The organism is Paenibacillus sp. sptzw28 (assembly GCF_019550795.1).
Lineage (GTDB): Bacteria > Bacillota > Bacilli > Paenibacillales > Paenibacillaceae > Paenibacillus_Z.
This window is the reverse complement of the sequence record NZ_CP080545.1, coordinates 5638461-5663278: the sequence shown is the minus strand read 5'-3', so window position 1 is coordinate 5663278 and position 24818 is coordinate 5638461. Positions and strand designations below refer to the sequence as shown.

Annotated in this window: 22 protein-coding genes and 1 pseudogene; 16 read left to right on the top strand and 7 right to left on the bottom strand. The window is 54.2% G+C overall.

From position 1 onward, the window contains the following. Window positions 1-67 precede the first annotated feature (67 nt). On the bottom strand, window positions 68-673 hold the full coding sequence (locus KZ483_RS26240; protein ID WP_220350447.1) for a DUF1349 domain-containing protein: 606 nt from the start codon (window positions 671-673) through the stop codon (window positions 68-70). 207 nt (window positions 674-880) lie between these two features. Then, window positions 881-2125 carry an MFS transporter gene (locus KZ483_RS26235; protein WP_258881437.1) on the bottom strand — a complete coding sequence of 415 codons (1245 nt, stop codon included), beginning with the start codon at window positions 2123-2125 and terminating at the stop codon, window positions 881-883. Window positions 2126-2697: 572 nt separating this feature from the next. On the opposite strand from KZ483_RS26235, the gene KZ483_RS26230 reads away from it, so the two are divergent. Beyond that, the gene (locus tag KZ483_RS26230) at window positions 2698-4284 is read left to right on the top strand and encodes an alkaline phosphatase family protein (RefSeq protein ID WP_220350446.1); all 1587 of its coding nucleotides are present in this window, start codon (window positions 2698-2700) and stop codon (window positions 4282-4284) included. On the opposite strand, the gene KZ483_RS26225 is transcribed toward KZ483_RS26230, so the two are convergent. Both KZ483_RS26225 and KZ483_RS26220 read right to left on the bottom strand, forming a co-directional pair. Further along, window positions 4250-5248, bottom strand: coding sequence for a glycosyltransferase family 2 protein (locus KZ483_RS26225; RefSeq protein ID WP_220350445.1), 999 nt, complete (start codon window positions 5246-5248; stop codon window positions 4250-4252). The genes KZ483_RS26230 and KZ483_RS26225 overlap by 35 nt on opposite strands. A 27-nt stretch (window positions 5249-5275) precedes the next feature. After that, window positions 5276-6961 (bottom strand): DUF6044 family protein, encoded by a 1686-nt coding sequence (locus tag KZ483_RS26220; RefSeq protein WP_220350444.1) that lies wholly within the window; start codon window positions 6959-6961, stop codon window positions 5276-5278. Window positions 6962-7079: 118 nt separating this feature from the next. On the opposite strand from KZ483_RS26220, the gene KZ483_RS26215 reads away from it, so the two are divergent. From KZ483_RS26215 to KZ483_RS26175, 9 genes and pseudogenes are all read left to right on the top strand, one after another. Next, on the top strand, window positions 7080-8951 hold the full coding sequence (locus tag KZ483_RS26215) for an LTA synthase family protein (RefSeq protein WP_309568616.1): 1872 nt from the start codon (window positions 7080-7082) through the stop codon (window positions 8949-8951). A gap of 52 nt (window positions 8952-9003) precedes the next feature. Then, window positions 9004-9198 (top strand): hypothetical protein, encoded by a 195-nt coding sequence (locus tag KZ483_RS26210; RefSeq protein WP_220350443.1) that lies wholly within the window; start codon window positions 9004-9006, stop codon window positions 9196-9198. Window positions 9199-9390: 192 nt separating this feature from the next. After that, window positions 9391-10416 (top strand): polysaccharide deacetylase family protein, encoded by a 1026-nt coding sequence (locus KZ483_RS26205; RefSeq protein ID WP_220350442.1) that lies wholly within the window; start codon window positions 9391-9393, stop codon window positions 10414-10416. Window positions 10417-10521: 105 nt separating this feature from the next. Further along, the gene (locus tag KZ483_RS26200) at window positions 10522-11889 is read left to right on the top strand and encodes an FG-GAP repeat domain-containing protein (protein ID WP_220350441.1); all 1368 of its coding nucleotides are present in this window, start codon (window positions 10522-10524) and stop codon (window positions 11887-11889) included. Window positions 11890-11933: 44 nt separating this feature from the next. After that, window positions 11934-12296, top strand: a pseudogene (locus KZ483_RS26195) (response regulator transcription factor); the annotation flags it as partial. Then, window positions 12294-12986, top strand: a complete 693-nt coding sequence (locus tag KZ483_RS28955; RefSeq protein WP_220353692.1) for a winged helix-turn-helix domain-containing protein — start codon at window positions 12294-12296, stop codon at window positions 12984-12986. The pseudogene KZ483_RS26195 and the gene KZ483_RS28955, both read left to right, overlap by 3 nt. Beyond that, entirely contained in the window at window positions 12983-14401 is a 1419-nt protein-coding gene (locus tag KZ483_RS26185; protein WP_220350440.1) for a sensor histidine kinase, read from the top strand. The genes KZ483_RS28955 and KZ483_RS26185 overlap by 4 nt, the downstream gene beginning before the upstream one ends. A 203-nt stretch (window positions 14402-14604) precedes the next feature. Continuing rightward, entirely contained in the window at window positions 14605-14823 is a 219-nt protein-coding gene (locus KZ483_RS26180; protein ID WP_220350439.1) for a hypothetical protein, read from the top strand. Between the two features lie 686 nt (window positions 14824-15509). Beyond that, window positions 15510-16970 carry a PhoX family protein gene (locus KZ483_RS26175; RefSeq protein WP_258881436.1) on the top strand — a complete coding sequence of 487 codons (1461 nt, stop codon included), beginning with the start codon at window positions 15510-15512 and terminating at the stop codon, window positions 16968-16970. Between the two features lie 293 nt (window positions 16971-17263). Here KZ483_RS26175 and KZ483_RS26170 read toward each other — a convergent pair whose 3' ends face one another. Further along, window positions 17264-18454 carry an S-layer homology domain-containing protein gene (locus KZ483_RS26170; protein ID WP_220350438.1) on the bottom strand — a complete coding sequence of 397 codons (1191 nt, stop codon included), beginning with the start codon at window positions 18452-18454 and terminating at the stop codon, window positions 17264-17266. A 392-nt stretch (window positions 18455-18846) separates the two neighbouring features. On the opposite strand from KZ483_RS26170, the gene KZ483_RS26165 reads away from it, so the two are divergent. The 3 genes from KZ483_RS26165 to KZ483_RS26155 all read left to right on the top strand — a co-directional run bounded on the left by KZ483_RS26165 (window position 18847) and on the right by KZ483_RS26155 (window position 21849). Next, window positions 18847-19938: a DUF3048 domain-containing protein gene (locus KZ483_RS26165; protein ID WP_220350437.1), complete on the top strand. Its 1092-nt coding sequence runs from the start codon at window positions 18847-18849 to the stop codon at window positions 19936-19938. Between the two features lie 283 nt (window positions 19939-20221). Then, window positions 20222-20833, top strand: a complete 612-nt coding sequence (locus KZ483_RS26160) for a DUF47 domain-containing protein (RefSeq protein WP_220350436.1) — start codon at window positions 20222-20224, stop codon at window positions 20831-20833. A 20-nt stretch (window positions 20834-20853) separates the two neighbouring features. Beyond that, a complete protein-coding gene (locus KZ483_RS26155) occupies window positions 20854-21849 on the top strand; it encodes an inorganic phosphate transporter (RefSeq protein ID WP_220350435.1) in 996 nt (331 codons plus the stop codon). Between the two features lie 366 nt (window positions 21850-22215). Here the strand turns inward: KZ483_RS26155 and KZ483_RS26150 are convergent, their stop codons facing one another. Continuing rightward, window positions 22216-22428, bottom strand: coding sequence for a hypothetical protein (locus KZ483_RS26150; protein ID WP_220350434.1), 213 nt, complete (start codon window positions 22426-22428; stop codon window positions 22216-22218). On the opposite strand from KZ483_RS26150, the gene KZ483_RS26145 reads away from it, so the two are divergent. Further along, window positions 22428-22640: a hypothetical protein gene (locus KZ483_RS26145; protein WP_220350433.1), complete on the top strand. Its 213-nt coding sequence runs from the start codon at window positions 22428-22430 to the stop codon at window positions 22638-22640. The two genes, KZ483_RS26150 and KZ483_RS26145, sit on opposite strands and share 1 nt — an antisense overlap. On the opposite strand, the gene KZ483_RS26140 is transcribed toward KZ483_RS26145, so the two are convergent. Further along, entirely contained in the window at window positions 22637-23209 is a 573-nt protein-coding gene (locus KZ483_RS26140) for a hypothetical protein (RefSeq protein WP_220350432.1), read from the bottom strand. The genes KZ483_RS26145 and KZ483_RS26140 overlap by 4 nt on opposite strands. 253 nt (window positions 23210-23462) lie before the next feature. Here KZ483_RS26140 and KZ483_RS26135 point away from each other — a divergent pair, with 253 nt between their 5' ends. Together KZ483_RS26135 and KZ483_RS26130 are read left to right on the top strand one after the other, a co-directional pair. Continuing rightward, window positions 23463-23753, top strand: coding sequence for a YerC/YecD family TrpR-related protein (locus KZ483_RS26135; protein ID WP_204820683.1), 291 nt, complete (start codon window positions 23463-23465; stop codon window positions 23751-23753). Window positions 23754-23756: 3 nt separating this feature from the next. Beyond that, complete coding sequence (locus tag KZ483_RS26130; RefSeq protein WP_258881435.1) at window positions 23757-24713, top strand: sirohydrochlorin chelatase; 957 nt, start codon at window positions 23757-23759, stop codon at window positions 24711-24713. Window positions 24714-24818: the final 105 nt, after the last annotated feature.

Sequence of the window (24818 nt, the reverse complement as noted above, 5' to 3'; positions counted from 1 at the left end):
TCACCTATACCCGGAGTTCATGCTTAAATCCCGTTGTGTCTTTATTCCGTTATCTTTCGCGTTCGTCTCAGACCGGCTCATTGACTTTATTGGGTTGATTCATAACCAAATGAGAATATGTGATTCGACAACCTTCATCACTGGTTGGGGATTGCGCAACAACGCCCACCTTGATGTCCATGGAGCAATCCAGCCCAAAATATCGAATGGTTTCCCATTTTTCCCCATCCTCCGAGTAATAGAATGAAAAGCAATTTCCTGTTCTCACTATTTTTAGAAAGGGATCGCGCACTTCCACTTTGCACGAGATACAATCATCCGAAGTGGGGTTGGTGACGACGCTTATAATGGTGGGCGTGTTCTCGAAAAACTCGAAACAGAGTTTCGCCCAGTGGGATTCATCCGACATGATCATCAAGCATCCTGAGTCATAAGGGTCCTTCATTTCCACGGACAACCTTGTTTCCACCTGGAAATCCCCTTTGACTTGCTTATAGAGGAACGGGGCGGATGACCTCGTGGATTTTCCTGACGGGTCTATAAAGAAATCCGACTTAGGGGGCGCAATCACCTCTAAGGAACCATCCTGTTTAAAGCTCCAAGTGGCAGGCTCGTTCAGCCACTTCAATTCCGAGCCTAACGTGTTATCAACGCAATGATCGAACAGATTCAATGCCCTCACTCCTTTGTAATAAGAAAACGATTATTATCATTATATCAATTCCACAAATGGTTTAATAATCCTGCTCGTTAGCGCAGAAAGGCCGCCGGATATGCCGGCAGCTCGATCATCCTTTCTTTAGTTGTCCGATTCAGAACAAATTTTTCTCGCCACAGCGACCGCCCCTATGTTCTTGAAGCGGGGCTTCCCCGGCATAGGCTATTGCGGATCCTTCACGCGAAGTTTTACCCAGATCATATTAATAATATAGAGCCCGCAGACCGCGACCAGCATGCTGGGGATGCCGAATGCGGCGGAGCCGACGCCGCCGAGCAGCGGCCCGGCGAAGCTGCCGAGAAACGTGGCGCTTGCGGTGAAGCCGAATACCCGGCCGCGCTCGCTTGCCGGGGTCAGCCGCGCAACCAGCGCATTGGCTGTCGGCAGGATGCCGCCGATGAACAGGCCAAGGCCGAAGCGCGAGGCGATGAATACCCAAATATTCGGAGCGAAAGCCTGCGGAAGGAAGAAGAGTCCCGCCCCTGTCATGCAGATTGTCAGCACGCGGCGGTAGCCGAGCTTATCGCTTCTTTTCCCAAGAAAGGGAGAGGCGATCAGATCCGCAAGTCCGGTTACGGAGAAGGCAAAGCCCGCTATCGTGCCCAGATAGGCGGTACTGCCCGTCAGCTCTTTCATGTAGAGCGGTAAAACCGGCTGGATGCTCATCACCGAGAACTGAGCGAGAAACAGGACCGGAAACATCGAGTACAGCGCCGTCAGCTCGCGGGCTGAGCGGAACTGCTGGATCAGCGAGAGCTTCGGGCGGGCAGGGCGGCTTGATGCGTCGATAGGACCTTCTTTGATGAACAGCGCCGTTATAATGAATGCCGTCATCGCGAATGCGCCCGTGAGGAAAAATACAACACGATAGCTGTGTACGTAGTCAACCATAAGGCCGCCTGCCATCGGCCCGAGCAGCGAGCCGATCATACCTGCCGATGCCAGCCAGCCAAGGGCGAAGCCCAGACGATCCTCCGGAATTCGAGTTGCCACAAGAGCGTTCGCCGCTCCCGAGAATCCGCTGAACGCTCCCTGCAGCATCCTTACCGCCAGGAGCTGCCATACGGACTGCGTGAAGCCCATGACGAAGGTGAAGACAGAGATGGCCAGCGTTGAACGCATGACCATCAGCTTGCGGCCTTTACGGTCGGCGACCGCTCCCCACATGGGTGAAACAATCGCGGAAATGAGGAAGTTCGAGCTGGAAATGACACCGGCCCAAACAGCCACCTGGCGCAAGTCATGTACGCCGAGCTGCTCGATAAAGAGAGCAAGAAACGGTCCGGAGCTCGTAAAAGCCATCATTACGAGTCCCTGAACGACAGCCATTATCCAGAGTACATTACGCCATGAATGATCAGCCGGGGCGGGTGAGGAATCGGCCGGAGGTTCGTTGGAATCGTTCATTGCGCCGCCTCCACTGATGAGAGATAGTAATAAGTTTATCATGTAAGCGCGCAGCAGACTAATGAAGATTCATCTCTATTTTAGACGAATGGGGAGGGCGCCGGGCGTCCCAAGGAGGCCGTGACGCCGGCTCAGATGACTTTGCCCCTTTTTGGACATACTGGGAAGTTTGTCCAAACAAAACCCGGCAGTACGGCATAAGTTGTACTACTTCACAAAGTAAGGAGGTTATCACATGGGATACAGCTCGAAGAAAAATTTGAAGGTGAAAAAGGTCATCCTTGTCTTCGAAAAAATCAAGAAGTTTAAAAAAATCATAGTTCTCAAACCCAGAAAGCGCTAAGAACGGCCGCTTCGGAGTCAGAACCGGGCGAGTACAAAACCGGGAGTGATTTATCACTCCAAGGGTGAAGAGAGACTCTCTCTTCACCTTTATTTTTTGAATGCGGCAGCACTGAGACAGGCATGATCACCGCTCTGCGGCTGATGGCATATGACGGCTTTTCATATGAAATATTTTAGCTGACTATCGGAAAAACTAACCGGAAAAAGTATTAAAGAAGAGGTAGTCAATGACAGTGAAAAATAAAAACGCCATCATGCTGATGCTGTGTCTGAGCTTGCTTGTTACAGGCTGCAGGGCGGAACCCGGCCAGCGGATCAATCACCTGAAGGTCAAGTCGGAGATTACAAACAATGGAAAGCCCAAGCCTGTCGTCTTAATCATCCTCGATTCTTTAATGGACAAGCCATTGCGCAAAGCGATTGGGGAAGGCCGTGCTCCCGCATTGAAGTTTTTGATTAATAACGGGCGGTATTTTCCGCATGTCGTCAGTTCGTTTCCGACCATGTCCGTTACGATAGACAGCACAATATTAACCGGGACGTATGCGGACCGTCATCATGTACCGGGGCTTGTGTGGTACAACGGAAAAGACAAGCGCATGGTCTTCTACGGGAACGGCGCCAAGGAAGCGCTGAAAATCGACCAGCTGCAAGTATTTGTCGACGCGGTTTATCAGTTAAATCAGGTTCAATTGAGCAAAAACGTCAAAACGATACATGAAGAACTAGCTGAAAGAGGAATGGAGTCGGCCTCGATCAATGCCGTCGTTTTCAGAGGTAAAACGGAGCATACCTTGATTGTGCCGCCGACTTTAGCGGCCACCACTCGCTTACCGGGGCAGGTCAGAGTAACGGGACCCAAATGGCTTTCTTATGCGGCGCTTGCGCAGCAGGACCCGAAGAATATCCGGAATACCAGGGCCTGGGACAAATACGGAATGAACGACGAGTTTTCCGCACAAGAGACCGCTTTTCTTATTAAACAGAATAAACTGCCGAACGTTACCATTACTTATTTTCCGGAAAATGATAATACCCTCCACAGAAAAGGCCCGACTGAGCTCGGCGGCATCGAGAAAGCCGATCAAGCGCTGCAGGACGTGCTTAACGCTTACGGTTCATGGGAACTGGCTTTGAAGAATGCCGCATGGATCATCCTGGGAGACAGTGCGCAGAGCTATGTATACGAAGACCGGCACGAATCCATCGTGGATTTGAGGCCTCATTTGAACAGGTACAAGATCGCACAATTAAACCGGCCTGTAACAGCCGGGGACCAGATCGTAATCGCCGCTAACGAACGGATGGCCTATATATATTCGATAGATGCCAAGCTGGAGCTATCCGAGATTGTGGAGCTGCTCCAGAAGGAGGACAAGCTCGATATTATCGCCATGAAAGAGGATAAAGGGATTCTTGTGACCGCAGGGAAAAACGGTAAAACGTTTGTTTATCGTCCCGGCGGAAAATACGCGGATGAATATGGGCAATCGTGGACCTTATCGGGCGACTCCGGCCTCGTGGATATTTCGATAGTGAACAACCGCATCAAGTACGGCAGGTATCCTGACGTACTGGCGAGGTTATACGGCTCCGTGCATTCCCACGAAGGGAAATATGTCGTCGTTACATCAAAGCCCGGGTATGAAATCGTCGGCGAAAGCTCCCCTACCCACGACGGCGGAGGGGCGCACGGTTCGCTTCATGAACTGGACTCGCTTGTTCCATTAATCATTTCCGGAACGAATACCAGGCCCAAAACACTTCGCGCTGTCGATATTAAAGACTGGATTCTGAAGCTGTCGCACGGATAACGGGCTCGGACACGGACGAATACAAATCGATTTCGACCGCATATTTGGGCCTGCATTTGACCTCGATAAAAATTTTGCCGATATATTCTCCAATTATGCCTATCCCCAGCAGCTGCAGACCCCCAAGGAACCAAATGGAGATCATAAGCGAGGTCCAGCCCGTTTTCGTTTGTCCGAGCCACTTCTGAGTAAGAGCATAAGCGCCGGCTCCGATACTTACGGCGAGTAAAATAAAACCGAGAGACGTTACGAAACGAATCGGCGCCACGCTGAAGGAGGCGATGCCGTCGAAGGCAAACGAGAGCATTTTTCTTAAGCTGTATTTGGACTGTCCGGCAAAACGCTCCTTGCGGTCATAATAAACGTTCGTCGCCGTATAGCCGATTAAGGGGACTATCCCCCTCAGGAACAGATTCGTCTCGCCGTAACGGCACAATTCAGCTACCGCCCGCTTTGACATCAGCCTGAAATCCGCATGGTTCGGGATCAATTGAATGCCGAGCCGGGACATGATTCGGTAAAAACAGAGCGCCGACGTGCGTTTAAACCAGGTGTCGGTTTTACGGCTTGCGCGCACCCCATAAACGATATCGAAGCCTTCATGAAACTTGAGCACGAAATCACGAATGACGCCGATATCATCCTGCAGATCGGCATCGATCGATATGACGCAGTCTGAACGGGCGGCGGCGGCTTCCAGGCCTGCCAGCAGCGCTTTCTGGTGCCCGACATTTCTCGCCAGCTTCAAACCGGTAATTTCCGGATGGGCGGAATGCTCCGCTATAATCATGGACCATGTGCGGTCCTTACTTCCGTCATCCACAAACAACAGCTTGCTGGCAGCCGCAACGAGCTGCTCCCGTATCAGATGACCGAGAACCCCGCGCAGTTCCCGGAATGTCCGCGCAAGCACTTCCTCCTCGTTACAGCAGGGGACGACAATGGTCAGTACCGGTCGTTTCATTGTGAGCAGCCACCCTTCCAGCCAGTGTTATAACGCTTCGTATACATAGATGCGCCAAGCGGAATCGGGGTCGTCGAATACATTCAGCAGCCGCAGCCGGTTCGCGCAAGGATTCATTATCGGAATGGAGGAGAACAGATACCTGCCGCCCATCTTCTTGAATTGTTTCATGTTGAGCTGCAAGTGGCGGATCTTTTTCTTCGAGGTTTTCCGGTAATCGAATTTCTTGCCCAGTTCATCCACGAATATGTAGCACCTGCCGCCCCACGTATCGAAATACGTCTTCAGCGCGGCGTTCTTGTTTAATTCCTTTGCTATTATTTTACGAAACCGGTGTTTGTATGAAAGCGGATAGAAGTTATTGTACGTGTCGAGCGTGTAAAACCCGTTATACTGGGCGACGGCCGGGTGCAGACCGATGCTGGCTACCCTGTATTCGTTCACCGGCATCCCGATTGCTTCCCGTATGTCGGCGAATTGATTAACGGCGTAAAATTGTCTGAAGGTCGGAGCGTTCAGCTTACGGTAGACGATCTCGTCGTTTGACATAAATAGAACCGCGATTTGAAGGCAGAGTGATACAATGACAGTCCGTCTGCCGGTGCGGCCAAGTCTCCATAAGATCAAACAACCAAGCGCGAACCCGGTGTAGATGACCAATGGACGAAGAAAATGAAACCGCGCGAAATTGAACGTGTTCAGCAGGCTGATCTGTTCCTTGAGCGGCTGCCATGCCTTGTGAAACCAGAACGCATACCAGGCCGACAGCGCGAGGTTAATGCCGAGAAGAAGGAGAAACGCACGCTCCGTCCAGTCCCTGTTTCTTCGCCCCAAGATCAGGAGCAAGACCAATAACGTTACCGGCAGTATGACAAAGGTATGGATTGTGGCCGCATGGTGATGTCCGAAAATGAAATTTTTGAATGTCAGTCTGACGCTGTGGCCGAAGCCTAAACGCGAGGAGACAAACTCGTTCCGGCTTGTCGTTTCGTGCAGCAGCAGGGAATAGACGAGCCTGTATTCAATCAGCAGGAAAATTCCGGACATAAAGGCGATGCTGCCGAGAAACACCGGATTTAAGTCGCGTTTGACAATCAGATCGCGGAGCCAGAGCAGAAGAACGCCAGCCAGGAAGAAGAAAAAGCCGAGCACAATACTCGCATACAGCGGCAAAAGGCCGAGGGTGACCCACTCCCGCCATGAATGACGGCGAGCGCGGATGTTGAGGAAAGCCCATAATGCTAGCGGATGTCCAAGCGTGCTGAGCATGCCCGACGGCCAGAACGGGGTAAGGGCGAAGGCGGCCGCAACAAAAACGCGGATCGGCCATGCCTCAGGCTCCTTAACGAAGTGCGCCCTCAGAAGCAGATACATGCCGATAAACGCAAGGATGCGCGTAATTGTCTGGCTAAGCGCGTACGCCAGCATCGTAGGGAACAATGCGTGAAGCAGCACAATACCGCTAAATTCCGTGCCGAACGCATTGCGCGGCAGGCCGTCAATAATCTGCGGGATGGCGGCATTCACATTACCGAACCATTCTCCGCTTTGGACAAGCACCTTGTACCAGGCAATATTCGAATCCAAATTATCGTGCACCCGGATATGGGCGTCCTCGCCCAGAATAAACAGCGGCGATACATAAATGGCCAGCAGCAGCAATGCAAATGCTATAGCTTTAGATTCAGCGGTCGGCCGCGTTGCTTGATTCATGGTTCCTCCGTATTCTGACTAACGATCCATTAATATACTGCCCGAAAAGAGACCTGCATATTTTGTGAAAAAGTGCTAAGCCTAAAGGCTAGTTGTTTCAGAGGGGGGTGAGTACAAGTTGAAATACATACCGGATGTAAGAGGCTGTGCCCGCAGGCATGCCTTATTATATTTGGCAGTGCTGATGATTTGGCTGAAAACGTACTTCACGCACCGTTATTACTTTGAGCTTCCGGTCTCCGGCTGGTATCAGGAACTTATTCTCTTCATTAGCCCGCTCAGCTCCATATTGATTATGCTTGGTCTAAGCCTGGTGTTTCTGAGAAGCCGCTGGCATATCGCAATTATTATTGTGAGCGTGAGCTCGGGGATCCTCCTGCTGGCTAATGTGCTGTATTACCGGTTTTTCAATGATTTCATTACCCTGCCGGTACTGCTCCGTTCTACGCAAATCGGACAAGTGTGGGGCAGTATAGCCGACCTCCTGCGTCCGTCGGATTTTCTTGTATTCGCCGACACGGCAGCCCTGATCATCCTGGTGAAGGGCGGCGGCAGCCGCCGTGCCGTGATCCGCAGGCTGCACATCCTCTGCATGCTTGCGGCTGCCGTTTCACTGCTTTTGTTCAATTTGGACGCAGCGGAGAAGCTTCGACCCGGATTGTTCAGCCGCACGTTCGACCGTCAGCTCGTTGTGAGAAGCATCGGCGCCTTCAATTATCTCGTCTACGATACGGTCAACAGCGCGAGGATGAAAGCCAGAACCGTGGCCGCGGGCAGCAAGGATGTGGCTGTAGTGAAAGCTTATCTGGCCTCCGGCCGGCGCGACCGGGTCGACCCTGTAATGTTCGGGCTTGCCAAAGGGCGAAATGTGTTCCTGATTTCACTCGAATCGCTGCAAAGCTTCGTGCTGGACAAGAAAATAGGCGGGGAGGAAATTACGCCTTTCCTGAACGGGCTGGCGAAGGACAGCTTTTATTTCGACCGGTTCTACCACCAGACGGGCCATGGCAAAACCTCGGACGCCGAATTTCTGATCGATACGATGCTCTATCCGCTGCCGAGCGGGGCGGTATTCTTCACCCATGCCCAGAACACGTTTCATTCGCTGCCGAAGCAGCTCAAGGAAACCGGCTACTATCCAGTCGTACTGCACGGCAACAACAGGACATTCTGGAATCGCGACCAGATGTATGAAACTATGGGCTATGAGCGGTTCTATTCAGCGGAGGATTATAACATCGATGAAGAAAACTCCGTCGGGTGGGGGCTTAAGGACATTCCTTTCTTCGAGCAATCGGTGGGTAAACTGCGCGCACTGCCGCAGCCTTTCTACGCCAAGCTGATCACGCTGACCAATCATCATCCTTTTACGCTTAAGAAAGAGGATAGGCTGCTTCCGCCATTTGACGCGAATTCAAAGACGTTAAACCACTACTTCAATACAGTCCGGTATATGGATGAGGCTTTAAAGGATTTTTTCAAAGCGATTAAGACCGCGGGATTGTACGATAACTCTGTTTTTATTCTTTACGGGGACCACTATGGGATAGCGAGGAAGCACGGCAAAGCGATGGCTAAATTTCTGGGGAAAGAAAAGCTCACCGCTCTGGACCATGAACAGCTGCAGCGGGTTCCGCTTATTATTCACATCCCCGGAGTAAAAGGGAGAACAATTAGTACCGTTTCCGGCCAAATCGACCTTAAACCGACAATACTTCATCTGCTCGGTCAAGACTCCGTTCAGGGGCTTGGCTTCGGACATGATTTGTTTGCTTTGAACAAGCAGCAAATGGCCGTCCTGCGAGATGGGAGCTTTGTTACGGACCGTTACGTTTTCACAGGGAACAAGTGCTACAGCATATCGGACGAGGCAAAAACAGATCCGGCTCGATGCGAGCCCATGCGCGAAGAAGCGCAGAAGCAGTTGAAATTTTCCGACAAAATTATTTATGGGGATCTGAGCCGGTTTTTGAAGCATGAAAAAAGCTGAATTATAGTCAAACGAGCCGTACCTTGCATATGTTAAACGTAGGGTGAATGGGATGAAAAGGCTGAAGGAATATCTTCAACTCAATTTGTGGATTTTGCTGATGTGGGCGGCATTAGTGACCCATGACGGGGCCGTTAAGCCTTATGTCGGAATAGCTCTGGCTTATTTGTCGATAGTAGCCCTCATCAACATGCGGTCAATCAACCGCTATATCATCGGCGGCGAGGAACGGGATCGTTCCGATTAGTACAACTGGGCGGTCCGGGAAGCAATTCATGCTTCCCGGGCCGTTCTTGTTCGAATATAAGAGAACGTTTCTTGAAGGACTGCTTCTTACGGGGCCATTACCGTATGAGCGGAACAGTGTAACACTTTTGTAACGATTTATAGGCTTCTCTCCTTTACCATTATAGGTAGGATTCAGTGGGGAGAGAGCGGAATGAAACCAAGAGGCATTAACGGAAAGATTAAGCGCCGCCGGCTGCTTATGCTGGTGGCTGCTGTAGCGCTCACGGCGTTCGCGGCCGGCTGCGGCACGCAGAAAGCATGGAATTTGTGGGCGAATGACGCGGCGGGAGTCCAGTCGGATATAACTGGAATGCTCGGCGGCGGCAAGCATATCGTGAAGACGGCGCTTGCCGGAGCCGGCGTCTCCGGCGCGGATTCGAGCGGGCAGTCCGGTCAGAGCGGCGAAGGGCAAGGTGAACAGCCGGTTCAAAGTGAAACGGGCCTGGACGGCGCATCTCAAGAAGGGAAGGGCAGCGCCGGCGTGCCGGGTGACCCCGGGATGACGCAGCCCGCCGCTGTGCCGCTCACGAAGCCAACGCTGCCTGTAGTGCACTATGATGCCGCTCCCGGCAGCAAGCTCGCAGCGCTTACGTTCGATGATGGTCCCGATGCCAAATACACACCTGCGATTCTGGATATATTGGAGAAATACAAGGTTAAGGCGACGTTCTTCACGGTAGGCACGCAGGTCAAGAAATACCCGAATATGATGCGGCACATTGTCAAAGAAGGTCATGAAATCGGCAATCATACTTATCATCACGCAAATTTGACCAAGCTGGACAATGAGAAGATCGCGGACGAAATCATGTGGACGGATACGCTGATCAAGCGTGAGGTCGGCTTCGTGCCAAGGCTTGTCCGTGCACCATACGGTGCACTGTCGCCTTCAGTGAAAGAGATTATAAAGGACAACGGGCGCACGCTTGTCAATTGGACCGTCGATACCCGGGATTGGGCGGGCGAGACGGCGGCGGAAATACGGGAGAACGTGGATGAGCACATACATCCGGGTGGCATCATTCTCATGCACTCATTCGGGAGCAGCAACATTCACAACACCGTCGATGCGCTGCCGCTCGTAATCCAGGATTTGCACAAGAAGGGTTATACACTCGTAACGGTGGATGAATTGCTGTCCGCGAAGGAACAAGCACAGGCGGTGTCGAAGAAATAGGGAGCGGATGCATAACGATCAGCGCCCGGCAGCAGGTGTGTTACGGCGACGACGACTGGAAGGGACGCGATTAGAGAGATGAAGCGACGAGGATGGGCGCGGTGTGTGAAGCTGGTTATGCTGAGCTCCATATCCTTGCTGATACTGAACGGATGCCAGTACACGGCGACGCCCGCTGATTTGCTGCTGAATCCGAGGTCCACACCGGATAATGCGAAGCTTGCATCCGCAGTCCAGGATGCGCTGCCGCCCAGGGCGAAATTATCGCTTCCCGACCAGGGAGCATCGGATGCCGCGGTTAACAAGGCGGATGTAGACGGCGACGGGCAGCCCGAAGCGATCGTCACGTTCGTGAACGATAATGATACTCAGCAGGTTATGGTGCTGAAGCAAAGCGGCGGCGGCTGGAAGCCGTGGTTTACGTTCGCCGAGTCCTCGAGCTATGGAATCGACCTGGTAAGGACGATCGATCTGGATCATGACGGACAGCCGGAGGTATTGATCGGATGGGACCAGTACGGCGAGCCTCAGCACACACTTAACATTTATCATATTGAAAAAGGATACAACGGCGTTAAGCCGCCGGTACCGATCGCGGAGATTTCTTACGATACGATCGGAATCGGCGATGCGGACGGAGACGGGAAATCGGAGCTGGCGGTCATTAATTTGAACCGGGATCAAATGAAGGCTTCCGTTCAGATTAAGCGGATAGCGGGGAATACGGTCAGCGAGGCCGCATCCGCCCCCTTGAACGGAGCTGTGAATGGATATTACAATTTAGTGGTCGGCAGAATAGCGCCGCAGCGATACGGAATTATAGCGGATGCCGGTGTGGGCGCGCATTCATCCTACACCGTAATGCTGGCCTGGACGGGCGGCAAACTAATTAAGATCTACCCGCTGCCTGCGGCGAGCGGAGAGGTGACGGAGAACAACGCCCGTCAAACCTTTGGCGGAGACGGGAACGGTGACGGCATACTCGACATCAATGTAACTCGCGAGGCTCCCGGACAGAAGGAAGGGCTTCCGTACAGCGACCTGCTGTGGATCGAACAGTACAAGCAGTGGGAAGGCGGAGACCGCTTTAAAGTGGTCTCGGAGCGGTATGTGAATTCCGCGGAAGGATATGAGCTTCGTTTTCCGGTTGAATGGCGGGGCCGCTACACGATTCGCCAGTTTACCGAGGACGGGAACAATGAAATCGCAGTCGATTATTACCATAGATTTTCGGGCAGTCGCTCCGAATTGTTTGCCGTTCTCTCTACACCGGTTGCCGATTGGAGCGGGAAGGAGAAGCAGCTTCGGGATGAATCGCGCCATTATGCGATCTTGAGCAAGGCGGAAGGGTTTGTTTATGCGGCTGTGTGGGCCGCTGCTCCGTCCGGTTGGCCGGAGAGCGAGGAGCAGGAATACAGGCTGATGCTGCCGGATGAAGCAAAGCTTCGGAAGATCTTCAAGCTGCTGCCTTAGCAGGCGTGACCGATTATGATCTATGGAGGATGGAGAAGCAGGCGATGCGTATTTTGCTGCTCGAGGATGAAGAGTCGATCCGCGGATTTATCCGCATAAATTTGAAACGCAACGGCATGGACGTGACCGAAGCGGAGGAAGGCGAGACCGCTTTGGCACTGGCGGAGGAAGCTTCTCCTCCGTTTGATGTTGCGCTGCTCGACGTTATGCTGCCGACGATCAGCGGGTTTGACGTGTGCGGGAGGCTGCGCGAGCGCTTTCCGCGCATGGGCATCATTATGCTGACGGCCAAATCGCAGGAAGAGGACAAAATCCGCGGCCTGGAGCTGGGCGCGGACGATTACGTGCAGAAGCCGTTCAGCCCCGGCGAGCTGATCGCGAGGCTGAATGCGCTGCACCGCAGGATGATGCCCGGCGGTCTGTCGTCGCAGACGGAATCCGCTTCGCCGGATTCTGCGGCGAAAGAAGCCGGTGCGGCGGGCAATGACGCCGGGAGCCGCGGGGCGGGCTCTTCCGGCGGAGGCGGCGGTGGTGCGGCAGCAGGCGGTGCCCGCTTAACCGGAGCGAATGCAGGCCATGAGCCGCTTGCGGGCACGGGCGCCTTGGATAGCACGGCAGGCGGCGGTGCTGCCGGCAGCAGTGCCAATGCGGGCATGCCGGACAGCGGCAGTGCTGACGGCCGTACCGGGAAGAGCTCGCCGGATCACGGAGTTACCGGCGTCGGCGGTATGGGGACGGGCTCGCCGAATGGCGGCGCAGCCGGCGTCTACAACGATGCCGGGCGCGGGGAGATGCGCTGCGGACCGTTTCGCCTGTCGGCGGCGGAGCGCCGGTTGTGGAAGGTAGACGAGGAAATCGTACTTACGCCTACGGAATGGACGCTTGTCAAGCTGCTTATGGAGCGCGCAGGCGAGGGACTCAGCCGCGATGAGATTTTGAATGCGGTATGGGGGCGGCACTTTATCGGAGACTTGAAAATCGTGGACGTCAACATCCGGCGCATCCGGCAGAAAATCGAAGACGAGCCCTCCGACCCGCGCTGCATCGAAACGCTCTGGGGCTACGGCTACCGGTGGAACCGGAGCTATAAGCGATGAGAAGTCTCCGCACACGGATGGTGTGGAGCTACGGCGTACTGATTATGCTTGTCGTCGTAACGCTCGGCGCCCTGTTCGTAACGCTTGTATGGAATTATTATTACGGGAGCGCAGTCGCTTCCATGCTGCAGCGTGCCGAGACCGAAGCGGCTCTGCATAACCGGAACATCTCGTTCCAGCCGATGAAGGCCAAGGCGCAATATATGCTGCAGAATATGACGGAAGGCACGGCGCATCTGCAGCTTCTGGACTACGCCGGCAATATTGTGGTGGACAGCGACGGACTGTCCGGCAGCGGCAAAGCGCTGCAAACGCCGGACGTTCTTGATGCCATGGATGGCGGTACGGGGATATGGCGCGGAACCGATCCGCTCACGCATGAACGAATTGTCGCGGTGACGCTGCCGGTCAAGCAGGACAGGCATATCGTGGCGATGTTCCGTTATACCGCTTCGCTTGCGAAAGTGGATGAGACGGTTCGCAGTATGCTCTGGATTACTCTTCTGGTCGGTTCCGTCGTCGTGCTGCTGTTCTTCGCGATGAGCGTGCTTCTCGCGAACCGGATCGCCCGTCCGATCCGCAAGTTGACCCGTGTGGCGGAGCAGATGGCCGAGGGCGACTGGTCTCGCCGCGCCGAACCGCACAACCGCGATGAGATCGGCCGTTTGGCGGAGACGCTCAATACGATGGCGGCGGAGCTTACCCGGCGGGAGAAGCTGAAGAACGATTTTATTTCGTCAATCTCCCATGAACTCAGAACGCCGCTGACATCGATCAAGGGCTGGAGCGAGACACTCGCCGGCGACCCCTCAGATATCGAAGAGCTTATGCTCGGGCTCTCGATCATCGACCGTGAGACGGTGCGGCTGTCGGGGCTCGTCGAGGACTTGCTCGATTTCTCCAAGCTATACGCCAAGAGCATTGCCCTTCATCCGGAGACGCTGGATGTGCTTAAGCCGCTTCGGGAAACAATGCGGCAGTATGATGCGCGCGCGCAGCGTGAAGGAGTTAAGCTGTCGGGAATGTATGGCGATGAGCCGATGATGGTGGAAGCGGATGCCAACCGGCTTAAGCAGGTGTTTATTAACGTGCTTGATAATGCATTCAAATTTACGCCGGCCGGCGGGACGATCTCCGTATCGGCCGATAGGGAGCCGGAATGGGTGCGAATCGCCATAACCGACACCGGATGCGGAATTTCGCCGGAGGATCTGCCGCACGTGACGGAGAAATTCTACAAGGGGGGAAGTCTCCGCGCCGGGAGCGGCCTCGGACTTGCCATCTGCAATGAAATCGTCATGCTGCACGGCGGCGAGTTTCTCATCGGCAGCGTAGAGGACGAAGGAACGACGGTCACCGTCCGGCTGCCCCTAATTAAAGCGGTTGATACCGGGCCGGAATATAACGCGGAATAAAGGCGAGCCGCTCCGGTATATTCCGAATCTCCGATTGGAGCGGCATTGCCTGGTGATTCCGGTGCCCCGTACTTCGCCAAGCCTGGTTCCCCGTCATGGGGCATTGCGCCGTTACTGGCAAATTCACTTCTCATATATTGAGATATCGTAAAGGTATGGTCATGTCCTCTCTGTGCCTGATCTCCGATTGGAGGTAACGCCGGTTGAACAAACATCCGAAGAAAAGAAGTAAAATCATCGGTATCGGGAGTAAACGAATTGTATATGATCTGGGCAGGGGCTACGTATTGAAAGTGGCCAGAAGCAAATCCGGGATCAGAAGCAATAAGACCGAGATCTTAATGTATAAATCACGTTGGTCGAAACCAATACGCAAGTATCTCGCCCCGATCACCAATTATGGACATCGCTGGTTAACATGAAGAAGTATACCCGCAGGTTCCCTCTGACGAAGAGGTATATCCGTAAATACCGCAAGCTCAATTCCAGAATACGGAGAAAAGGAATCGTTCCATACGATATCTATTCCATGACTCATAGGAGGCCAAGCTTGACGAACTTGCGCCTTAATCATCACGGAAGGATCATCGTTATTGACTATGGGAATTTCATATTCCGGCGCAGAAAGAGATAACCGGTTGCCCTCTCGCAGAGAGGGACAAACTGAGTCCGCACCTTGCACGAAGCCGGAACGAGAACAATACTCCCAAGGACAGGCCCTACTCTTTATAAAATAGCTGATTGTGCTTCACGCATATGTACGTGACGGCCCATACCGCCCCGGCAATAAGCACGATTGCCAGCCAGTGGCGGGCAATCCACTCTATCCAAACAGGCATACCGCCTACCTCCTTTGCCGCGTTCTCCCGCTTTTTGGTTATTTTACACATCATTCGCTATTTTTATTTTCCGAAGCCGGTCTTTATCCAATGGGCTCCTCATTGTCCGCTTTTGGGTCAACCCCTTTTTCCCGTTCTGACGATCTTTACCGATTATTAATCATAGATGCACAATCTCTTAAAATTATCCCGAATCATATTTTGGTAGACTTGTTGTAGATTCGCACCCAGATTGAAGCTTCCCAATATGAAATACGGAGGTGCTTGGTTTGAATCAGCAAGGGTCATTCAAGGAAATGGACAGGAAGGAGTTCTTGCGCCTTGGCGGAATGAGTACGCTGGCGGTCGCGCTTGGATCGTCCGGCCTGCTGTCCTTCGGCGGCAAGGCGATGGCAGACGCGGGGCTTACCGGCGGAGTCATGGAAGGGTTCGCCGGTTCCGGCGGATACGGCCCGCTTGTCAAGGATCCGGGCGGCGTGCTCGATCTCCCGAGAGGCTTTCAATACCGGATTATCTCCGAGGAAGGAGGCAGGCTCTCGAACGGAGCGCCTATTCCGGGGGCATTCGACGGGATGGCGGCTTTCCCCGGCAAGCACAACACGACGATATTGGTCCGCAACCATGAGCTTATCAGCAACGCGGAGTACCCTGTGAACGGGAAAAATCCGTACGACCGGACGGCGGCAGGGGGTACGACCGCGCTCATTATAGGCGCCGATCGGAAGGTGCAAAGCGAATATATCGCCTCCTCCGGAACGATTCGCAACTGCGCAGGCGGAGGGACGCCGTGGGGCACCTGGTTGACGTGCGAGGAGACGAGCTCGGGCAAGCACGGCTATGTGTTTGAAGTCGATCCGCTGGACCCTGAGAACGAACGGTCCAGGACTCCCATTCGGGAGATGGGCTTCTTCTCGCACGAAGCCTGCGATGTCGATCCGTCCACGGGCATCGTCTATCTGACCGAAGACGCCAATCCGAGCTTTCTCTACCGGTTTATTCCAAACGACCGCAGCCAAAAGCCGGGAGCGCTGCAGAGCGGCGGCATACTGCAGGCAGCCGCTTTCGAAGAGCTTGCCGATCCGCGCGCGAGTGTGTTCAAGCCCGGGCAATCCTATGGCATCGTATGGAAGGATCTAAAGCCGGAAGAGGCTCACAATGATGCACTCGCCAAGGGCTGCATTCAATTCAGCCGGCTTGAAGGATCGTACTTCTCGGGCGGCGTCTTCTGGTTTGACGATACGTCGGCCGGTGAGAAGAAGCTGGGGCGCATCTATCGCTACACGCCTTCGACCAACACGCTCGAGCTGTTCTACGAAGCGTCGGATGCGAACGAGATGGAAATGCCGGACAACATCTGCATAACGCCGTGGGGAGACCTGTGGTTCGTGGAGGACGGCGGCGGAACGGATCGTCTGCTCGGGATCACACCGGAGCGGGAGGTGTATTTGTTCGCTGTCAACAGGCTCAATAATTCCGAGCTTTGCGGTCCTGCCTTCTCGCCCGACGGCAATACGCTGTTCCTCAATATCCAGGATCCGGGCATTACCTTTGCCGTTTGGGGACCGTTCAAGAACCGGAGCGCCGCCCGTCAACGGCAGATGAGCCACGCGGCTCCGCCGAAGGGGTTTGCCCCTCTCGTATCGGACAAGCTCGCCGCATACGCGGAGATCCAGGGCATGTCCTTACTGGAGGCGGCGGCGATGCAGCGGCATGGAGTGCCGGTGCTGTAAGCGCAGCAGGCCCGGCACGCTTTATAGCAGCCAGGCGAGCTACTTCACTACCCCGGCGTGGACCGTCTATTATCCCCTTTAAGTAAGCAGTGTGAGGTAAGCGCACTCAGTTTACTTGAAGGGGATTTTTTTTTCATGGGACCTTGGTGATTAAAAAAACTAAGCAGCCTTAGACCGGCTCATTACCGGACTAAGGCTGCTTAAAGCTGCTTCTTTAATGTTGTCTACTGGACGGGGAAAAGCTCAGCGGCTAAACAAACGGCAGCCTTCAAATAATGGGAAAGCTTCAATCCTTAATTAAAGGGTATGGTTTGCTCCGGCACATACCGGATTAACGATTCTTGATCAGGCGTGCGATATTCACCCACATGAGCTACAACGGACGCCTCCTCAACCCATCCGAAAGCCCAGTTCGATCGATTGATGTCTTTAAAATGCTGAATCACCTTTATATCACCGTCGACCAAAGGACCTCTCGATAAGCCGAGATTAATCAGCTTGGCCGCCTCATCGCGACGGAGATAGCGGTCCGGGTAGAATTTGTCTGCCTGACCATCGATAATATGCAGTGATTTCGCCGTTCCAATCGCATCTTCGGCCCAGTGGCCTTTAACATCGATGAAAGAAGGCAGCGATACAGGCTTGACTCCGCGAAGCCGAAGTATAATAGCGACCATCTCAGCCCGCGATATCGGCTCATTGGGGCGGAATTTACCATTGCTTCCGGCCATATAGCCCTCCTGTGTAACTTTAACGATATTCTCGTAAGCCCAATGACTCTTCGATACGTCCGCGTAGCGAACCGGCTCGTCCGGTTTCAACTTGAGATTTTTTACTCTGACGATGACGGATGCCGCTTCCGCCCGGGTCATGTTCGATGCCGGATGGAATTTGCCGTCGGGAAAGCCTTTGAAGAACGGCTGATCGGTCTGGCTGCCTATTGTTAATTGGATATCCGGTACACCAATAGACAACCCTGTGTCCAATACAACTTTCCCGTCGATTCCGAGCGGCAAATTCGTATCCAATTTGATCGTCCCGCCCGTTCCGGTGTTACCATCGGCCCCAATCTGCACATTAAAATCGAGTGCTGCCGCACCGCCTGCAGACAGACGGACAAGCTTCCACTGCAGCAGCCGCAGCTCCGCATTCCATTTAGCCTCTCCCGCCGAGAGGACTTCCAGACCTTCTGGGAGCTTGAGATCAATGGTGACATCGGACTTCGGCTCAGTGGTGTTGTTCCACACGAGCAAATGAAGAGACGCTTCTCCGCCCAAGCTCACGGTTGCCTGATCGGCGACAAGCTGGACACCCACATCTGCAAGAGACGCTTCTGCGCCTAGGCTTACGTTTGTCTGATCGCCGCCAAGCTGGATACCCACTTCCGCCTGCGCCTGCGCAAAAGCAGGGAAAGGTGCGCTCAGTAGGACGAGGATGCTTAGTGCAATAATACATGCACTAAAGGAAACAGATTTTTTCTTCACGCTAAACTCTCCTTTGAAAAATTTTCTAGTTTTCAAGTAATATACATTCGAGGGAGCTAATCCTTTTTTGTCCGTCTACAGAGAAAAAGATCATAAAATGTCGAATTTTTAAAATCGAACCATGGGTTTTTTTAGGAATACTTCTGCAATGCACCATCTCAAATCCGTTCAAATAAGATTGCCCTAGACCTTGCCGAGATTGCAAAGTGTATGGTTGTTTTTGACGGAATTGGTTCTGAAAGGGCTGCGCTCAATGATTACGCGGTATCGGCGCGGCGTACCCCTGCGTGACATTGCGGCTTGTATGAGCGGGATCAACGCGGTAAACTTAGTAGAGCCTGAGGCGGAAAGATCAGGGAAATGCCAACAATACAGCAAAAGGTGGCTTGCTCATGTTTGCAAAGAACCGAAAAACGCTTCGTCATGCCGCGGGAACGGGGATCGCAGCGCTGCTCATTATTGCGACCGGCTTCCTTGGAGGCTGCAGTGACCCGGCAAAGCCGGTAAGCGAAACGATGCCGCAAACCGAACAGACGCCGGCTCCAACCACGGAACCTGCCCCGGAGCCGACCCCGGAGCCCCCAGCCTTCACAGCACCGCTGACCGGTCTCAAGCAGGAGAAGGAAGCGGCTCTGAGGCCCATTGCCGTCATGGTCAACAACATGGCCCAGGCGCGTCCGCAGTCCGGCCTGCCGCATGCCGACATGGTGTGGGAGGTGCTCGCTGAAGGCGGCATTACGCGGCTGGTGGCGATTTATCAAAGCGATGAGTCGAACGATCCGATCGGCCCGATCCGCAGCAATCGTCCTTATCTTATCGAAATTGGCGATATGTATAACGCTGTGCTCGCCCATGCGGGAGCCAGTATGGAAGGCTACGAAATTTTACAGCATCAGGGCAAAGCCTATCTCGACGAAATCTCAAACGCCGGCGGCTATTTCTGGAGGGAGAAGTTCCGTAAGCCGCCGCACAACCTGTATTCGAATCTGGAGAAGCTGCGCGCAGGAGCCGCTCACAAGAAATATAAGGAGACGGTGGCGATACCGGCGTATCCATTCTCCGAAGCGGGTGCGACAAGCAGCGGCGCGCCGGCAACCAGTGTGGACATTCACTTCCTGCTGAAGAAGTATAAGGTTTCTTATTCCTATGACGAAGCCAGCAAGCTGTACGCACGCTCGATTAACGGGGAACCGCACACGGATTTGACGACAAAAGAGCAGCTGACCGCAACGAATATCGTGGTTATCGGGGCGAAGCACCGTACCTATGACGATTACGGCCGGCTTGAAGTCGATCTGAAATCCGGCGGTCCGGCGGTGCTGATCGAGCTTGGCAAAGCCGTCGAATGCACGTGGGAGCGGGGCGCTGACGGGGCCGTTCATCTGATGAAGGACGGTCAGGAGCTGCCTTTTGTCCCGGGGAAGACGTTCTTCCACATCGTGCCGTTGTCGCCTGCTTTCGCGGAGCATGTGACATACAGCTGAGAGCACGGTGCGATATATGCGGATAATAAAGAATGAAGGAAGCCGGGGAACCGCCCAGTTAAAGGGCCCCGGCTTTTATTCATGAAAACGGATAATTTCGGATGAGCCGGAAAACAATAGAAGTGCGGGCGGTTAAGAATGTGGTATTTTGGTGAAAGAAATTGAAAATAGTCATAAATCATTTACATTACCTTAACAATTGGCCGTTAACTGTGGTAAGATATTGTCTGTTTCATGTATTCAATCGGCAACGTTAATATGCACGAATGCGAAGGGGATACCGATGTTTAAGAAAAAAGACGTGTTTTTTACGACGCTGGAAGCAATGGCGGATACGATTCTTGAGGCTGTCCAGTATTTTGAGGTGAACGTGGCGAAGATTAGGGATGTCACGCAGTTCGCGAAAGACATGAAGGAGTACGAAACGAAGTGCGACCGCCATGTACATACGATTCTGACCGAGCTGAACAAAACGTTCATTACGCCGATCGAGCGTGAGGATATTATGGCGCTGACAACCTCGCTTGACGATGTTCTGGATGGCATTGAAGCATGCTCGTCGCGTTTTGAGATGTACCATATTGAGGAGCCGGACGAGTACATTACGCTGTTCGCCGAGAATCTTCTGCGCTGCGCTCAGCAGATCAAGAAGGCGATCTACCTTCTTTCCGAGAAGAAGCTTCTGGCGATCCGCGAGCCGGCTATTCATATCAATGAGCTGGAGAATCAGGCGGACGACCTGCTGCGGGTTTGCGTCAAGAGTCTGTTTGCGAACGTGACGGATCCGATCGAGCTTATCAAACGCAAGGAAATCTACGAACGTCTCGAGCAGACGACGGACTACTGCGAGGATGTCGCCAATACACTCGAATCCATCATCATGCGCAACAGCTAAGGAGTAGGTGACGAGCAGTTATGGATATATTAGTGTTGGTTGGCATTGTCATCTTTCTGGCGCTGGCGTTTGACTTTATAAACGGCTTTCACGATACGGCCAATGCGATCGCAACGTCCGTATCGACGAGGGCTCTGTCCCCGCGGATGGCGATTATTATCGCATCGGTCATGAACTTTACAGGTGCGATGCTCTTTACCGGCGTCGCCAAGAAAATCGGCAGCGGGATAGCCGATCCGGCTGCTCTGGATAACGGGGTGCAGGTCGTAATCGCAGCTCTGATCGCAGCGATTGCATGGAACCTCATTACATGGTGGTTCGGTATTCCGTCGTCCTCCTCGCATGCTCTGATCGGCTCGCTTGCAGGGGCTGTCATAAGTGCCGAAGGGTTTGACAAAATCAACGGCAGCGGGTTCATCGACATCCTAAAGGCACTTATTTTCTCACCGCTGATTGCATTTGCAGGCGGGTTTGCCGTCATGTGGATACTGAAGCGGATTTTCGCCAAGTCGAGCCCGCATCAAGTGAACAAAGGGTTTCGGACAGGGCAGGTGCTGACCGCAGCCTTCCAGGCATTCACGCACGGCACCAATGACGCGCAGAAAGCGATGGGTATCATGACATTCGCGCTCGTGGCGGCGGGCCTGCAGGACAACCTTGAGGTACCTTTGTGGGTTAAGGTATCGGCGGCGACGGCAATGGCGCTCGGCACTTCGGTCGGCGGCTGGAAAATCATCAAGACGATGGGCACGAAAATTTTCAAAATCGAGCCGATCAACGGGTTTGCCGCGGATATTACGTCCGCAACTGTAATCTTGACGGCAACGCTGACGCACATGCCGGTCAGCACGACGCATGTTATTACTTCGTCGATTCTCGGCGTCGGCAGTGCGAAAAGGTTCTCCGCCGTCAAATGGGGTGTGGCGGGAAGAATTATCATGTCATGGATCATCACAATCCCGATTACGATGATTCTCGCAGCGATCTTTTATCGCGTCCTCATGTTGTTTATGTAGAAAAGGGAAGGCTGAATGCCCGCAGGCGGCTTATCGCGCTGCGCGGGGCATTCAGCCTTTTTTTTGATATGGCAGGCAGAAAACTTGCTTCCACGCGTCTTGGCAGCCTCTTGTCCGCGCTTCGCTCATCGGCTGCGGCGCGAGCCTCTCACCCGCAGGGTCTAAGAGGAACGATCGGGCTATTAAGCAGGATTAATCAACTTACGCGCTGCAGGTCGAACTAAAAACACCAGTTAAGACTGAAAAACCTGCTAATCAGAGATAAATAATCATCCGGCGCTAGGAAAAGAACCGTGTAAGCAGGTAAAACCGTCCTAACCCGGTGCTAGCGCGTGTGAGGCGGTAAGTTAAGGCGGAAAATCATGCTTAGGCCCAGCGCAGTGCGCGTACCGGGACTGTTCCTGTTCCCGGTGCGGTTGGCCTGGGCCGGGCGGCTGGACAGTGCGGCTGGGGATGGTGCAGCGTGCAGCCGGTTATGTGGGTGCATAAGATGTATCGCACCGCCGCTGCCGCAGATGTTCGGCTCGCATAGCCGCCGATGCCGCGGGTGAGAGGCTCGCGCAGCGGCCGATGCTGCAATGAGGGGCTGGCCGCAGCAGCCTCCGGAGTGGATTAAGGGTACGCGCAGCGGCCGATGCCCGGATGAGGGGCTGGCCGCAGCAGCCGCCGCTGGCGCGGATAAGGGCTCGAGTAGTTTTTTCGGCGCGCACGAGAGGTTCGTGCAGCGGCCGAAGGAGTGGGTTCCGCGGCAGCTGCCGGAGCTGCGGGCTGAGCCGTTCTATAAACTCTAGCGTTTGCGCGGCTTCGTGCGGCGGCGCTGGCCGCCGGGTGTTACGCCTGCGCCTGAGCCTGTGCGACGGCGGCGTTTCCTGGGACGCGGGGCAGCTGCGTCGATACCGGTGTCTTCGGCTATCGTCGCGGCTGCGCCTTTTTTCCCGAGGGAGCCTGCGAGCACTTTAATGAGCGGGGCCATCTGCGACACACTGCTGACCACCTTCTGCACTTTCGTCATCGTGGAGACGATGCCGTCTATGCCGCCCATCCGGTCGACGATTCCTTTGAGATCATTAAGCGAGAAGCTGCTGCCGGATTTAGCCGGTGCTGCCGCCTGGCCGAACTGGCCGAACTGCTGCTCCGGAAGTGGAACGACTTCGCCGAATGCCGGTTGGATTTGAATGGACGGCGTATTCGATTGAAACTGCTGGAAGGGGGCCGGAGAGTTGAAACCGGCATTGTTATTGCCGCCGCCGAAGAAAGAATCTGAGATCCCGGGGAACATCCCCGGGTCCTGCATTTGGCCTTGACCGCCGAATGGCTGATTAAAGCTTCTTCTGCCGGTCGGGTCGTAGCGATATTTCACGCGATCACAACCTTTTTACGTTTTGATATTAGTCTATGGGATAGGCGAACATACTGATTGGACGAATGCCCTTTTTTTCGCATGAAATTTCCGCAGGTGCCGGGATTAATGAAGCGATAGGTGTGAGCCGGTTGTTTTTGGTGAAGGGGCAGCAGGCACTTCTATCCTGTAAAGCGTGAATACGGTGACGCTTGAAAAGTCATACGGAAACCGATACAATGAGAATATTAGTTCTGGCAGGGGTGAGACGGCGATGCAGCTTAAGAAGCTCAACGATAAGACGATCGACCAGCTGTTTGAGGCGGTTTTGACGCTGAAGACGGTGGAGGAATGTTATATTTTTTTCGACGATTTATGTACGGTGAATGAAATTCAGTCGTTGTCGCAGCGTCTTGAAGTGGCGCGGATGCTGGGCAAGGGCTCGACCTATAATCAGATCGAAGCGGAGACGGGCGCCAGCACGGCGACTATATCGCGGGTGAAGCGGTGCCTCAACTACGGCAACGACGGGTACAAAATGGCGCTGGAGCGCTCGGGGCGATAGCTTATGCTTATGAAGCCAGGGGTGCTTGTGATCAGCCACGGCTCGCGCGAGGCGGACTGGGTGCGGCTTGTGGATGAAGCGGTGGAGACGGTGGGCCGCTCGGTGCGGTGGCCTTTGGCGGGCGGCAGGGCTTCGGCGGCAGCCGATGAAGCGGGTAAGAAGGCGGCCCCGACGGATGAAGCGGGCGAGAAGCCGACTCTGCCGGGTGATGCGGATGGAAAGCTGGACTCGTCCGGCGATCCGACTGAAGGGACATTGGTTGACGACGGCTTACCGGTTCCCGTCGTTTCCTCGTTCCTCGAAATCGTAGAAGGACGGCTTATACAGGATGGAATTGATCGGCTCGAAGCGGAAGGCGTGACGGATTTATACGTCCTTCCGCTCTTTGTTTCGTCCGGCAGCACCCATGTGGACGATATTGCCCAGGCGTTCGGCCAGCCTCCGGTATCTGCGGAGCGGACGGGGGAGCTGGAGCCGTTCCGTATAAGCAGCCGAACTCGGGTGCATTTCGGAGCGCCGATCGACGACGATCCGGTTATTGCGGAGCTGCTGTACTCGAATATCCGCGAGCTGTCGGAATCACCTGCACGGGAATCGCTGCTGCTGATCGCGCATGGCGCCAGCGATGCGGTCTTCCAAGAACGCTGGCGTCGGGGGATGACCCAGCTCGCGAGGCGGCTGCGGGAGCTTGGCGGCTTCGCCCATGCGGAGATCGCAATGCTGCTGCCGGATGAGGCGGCGAGCAAGCTGCAGGCGCTCACGCAGCAGCGGCCGGATGAGGCGGTAATCGTAGTGCCGCTGTTTCTGAGCAGCGGATATTTTACACGAACGGTAATACCTTCAAGACTTGGAGAGCTTCCGTACCGATACAATGGCAGGGCGATGCTTCCGCATCCATGCGTGCTGCGATGGATGGAGCGGCAAATCGGACCGTGGCTTGCCGGGCTGGCGAGTGATTAGCGGTGATGATTGAAAAGTCGATTTTGGTGGTATACTTAGATATTTGGTAGGTATAAATGGAATAAATGAACGAGATAGGGAAGGTAGCGGGCGGTTCTACCCGGT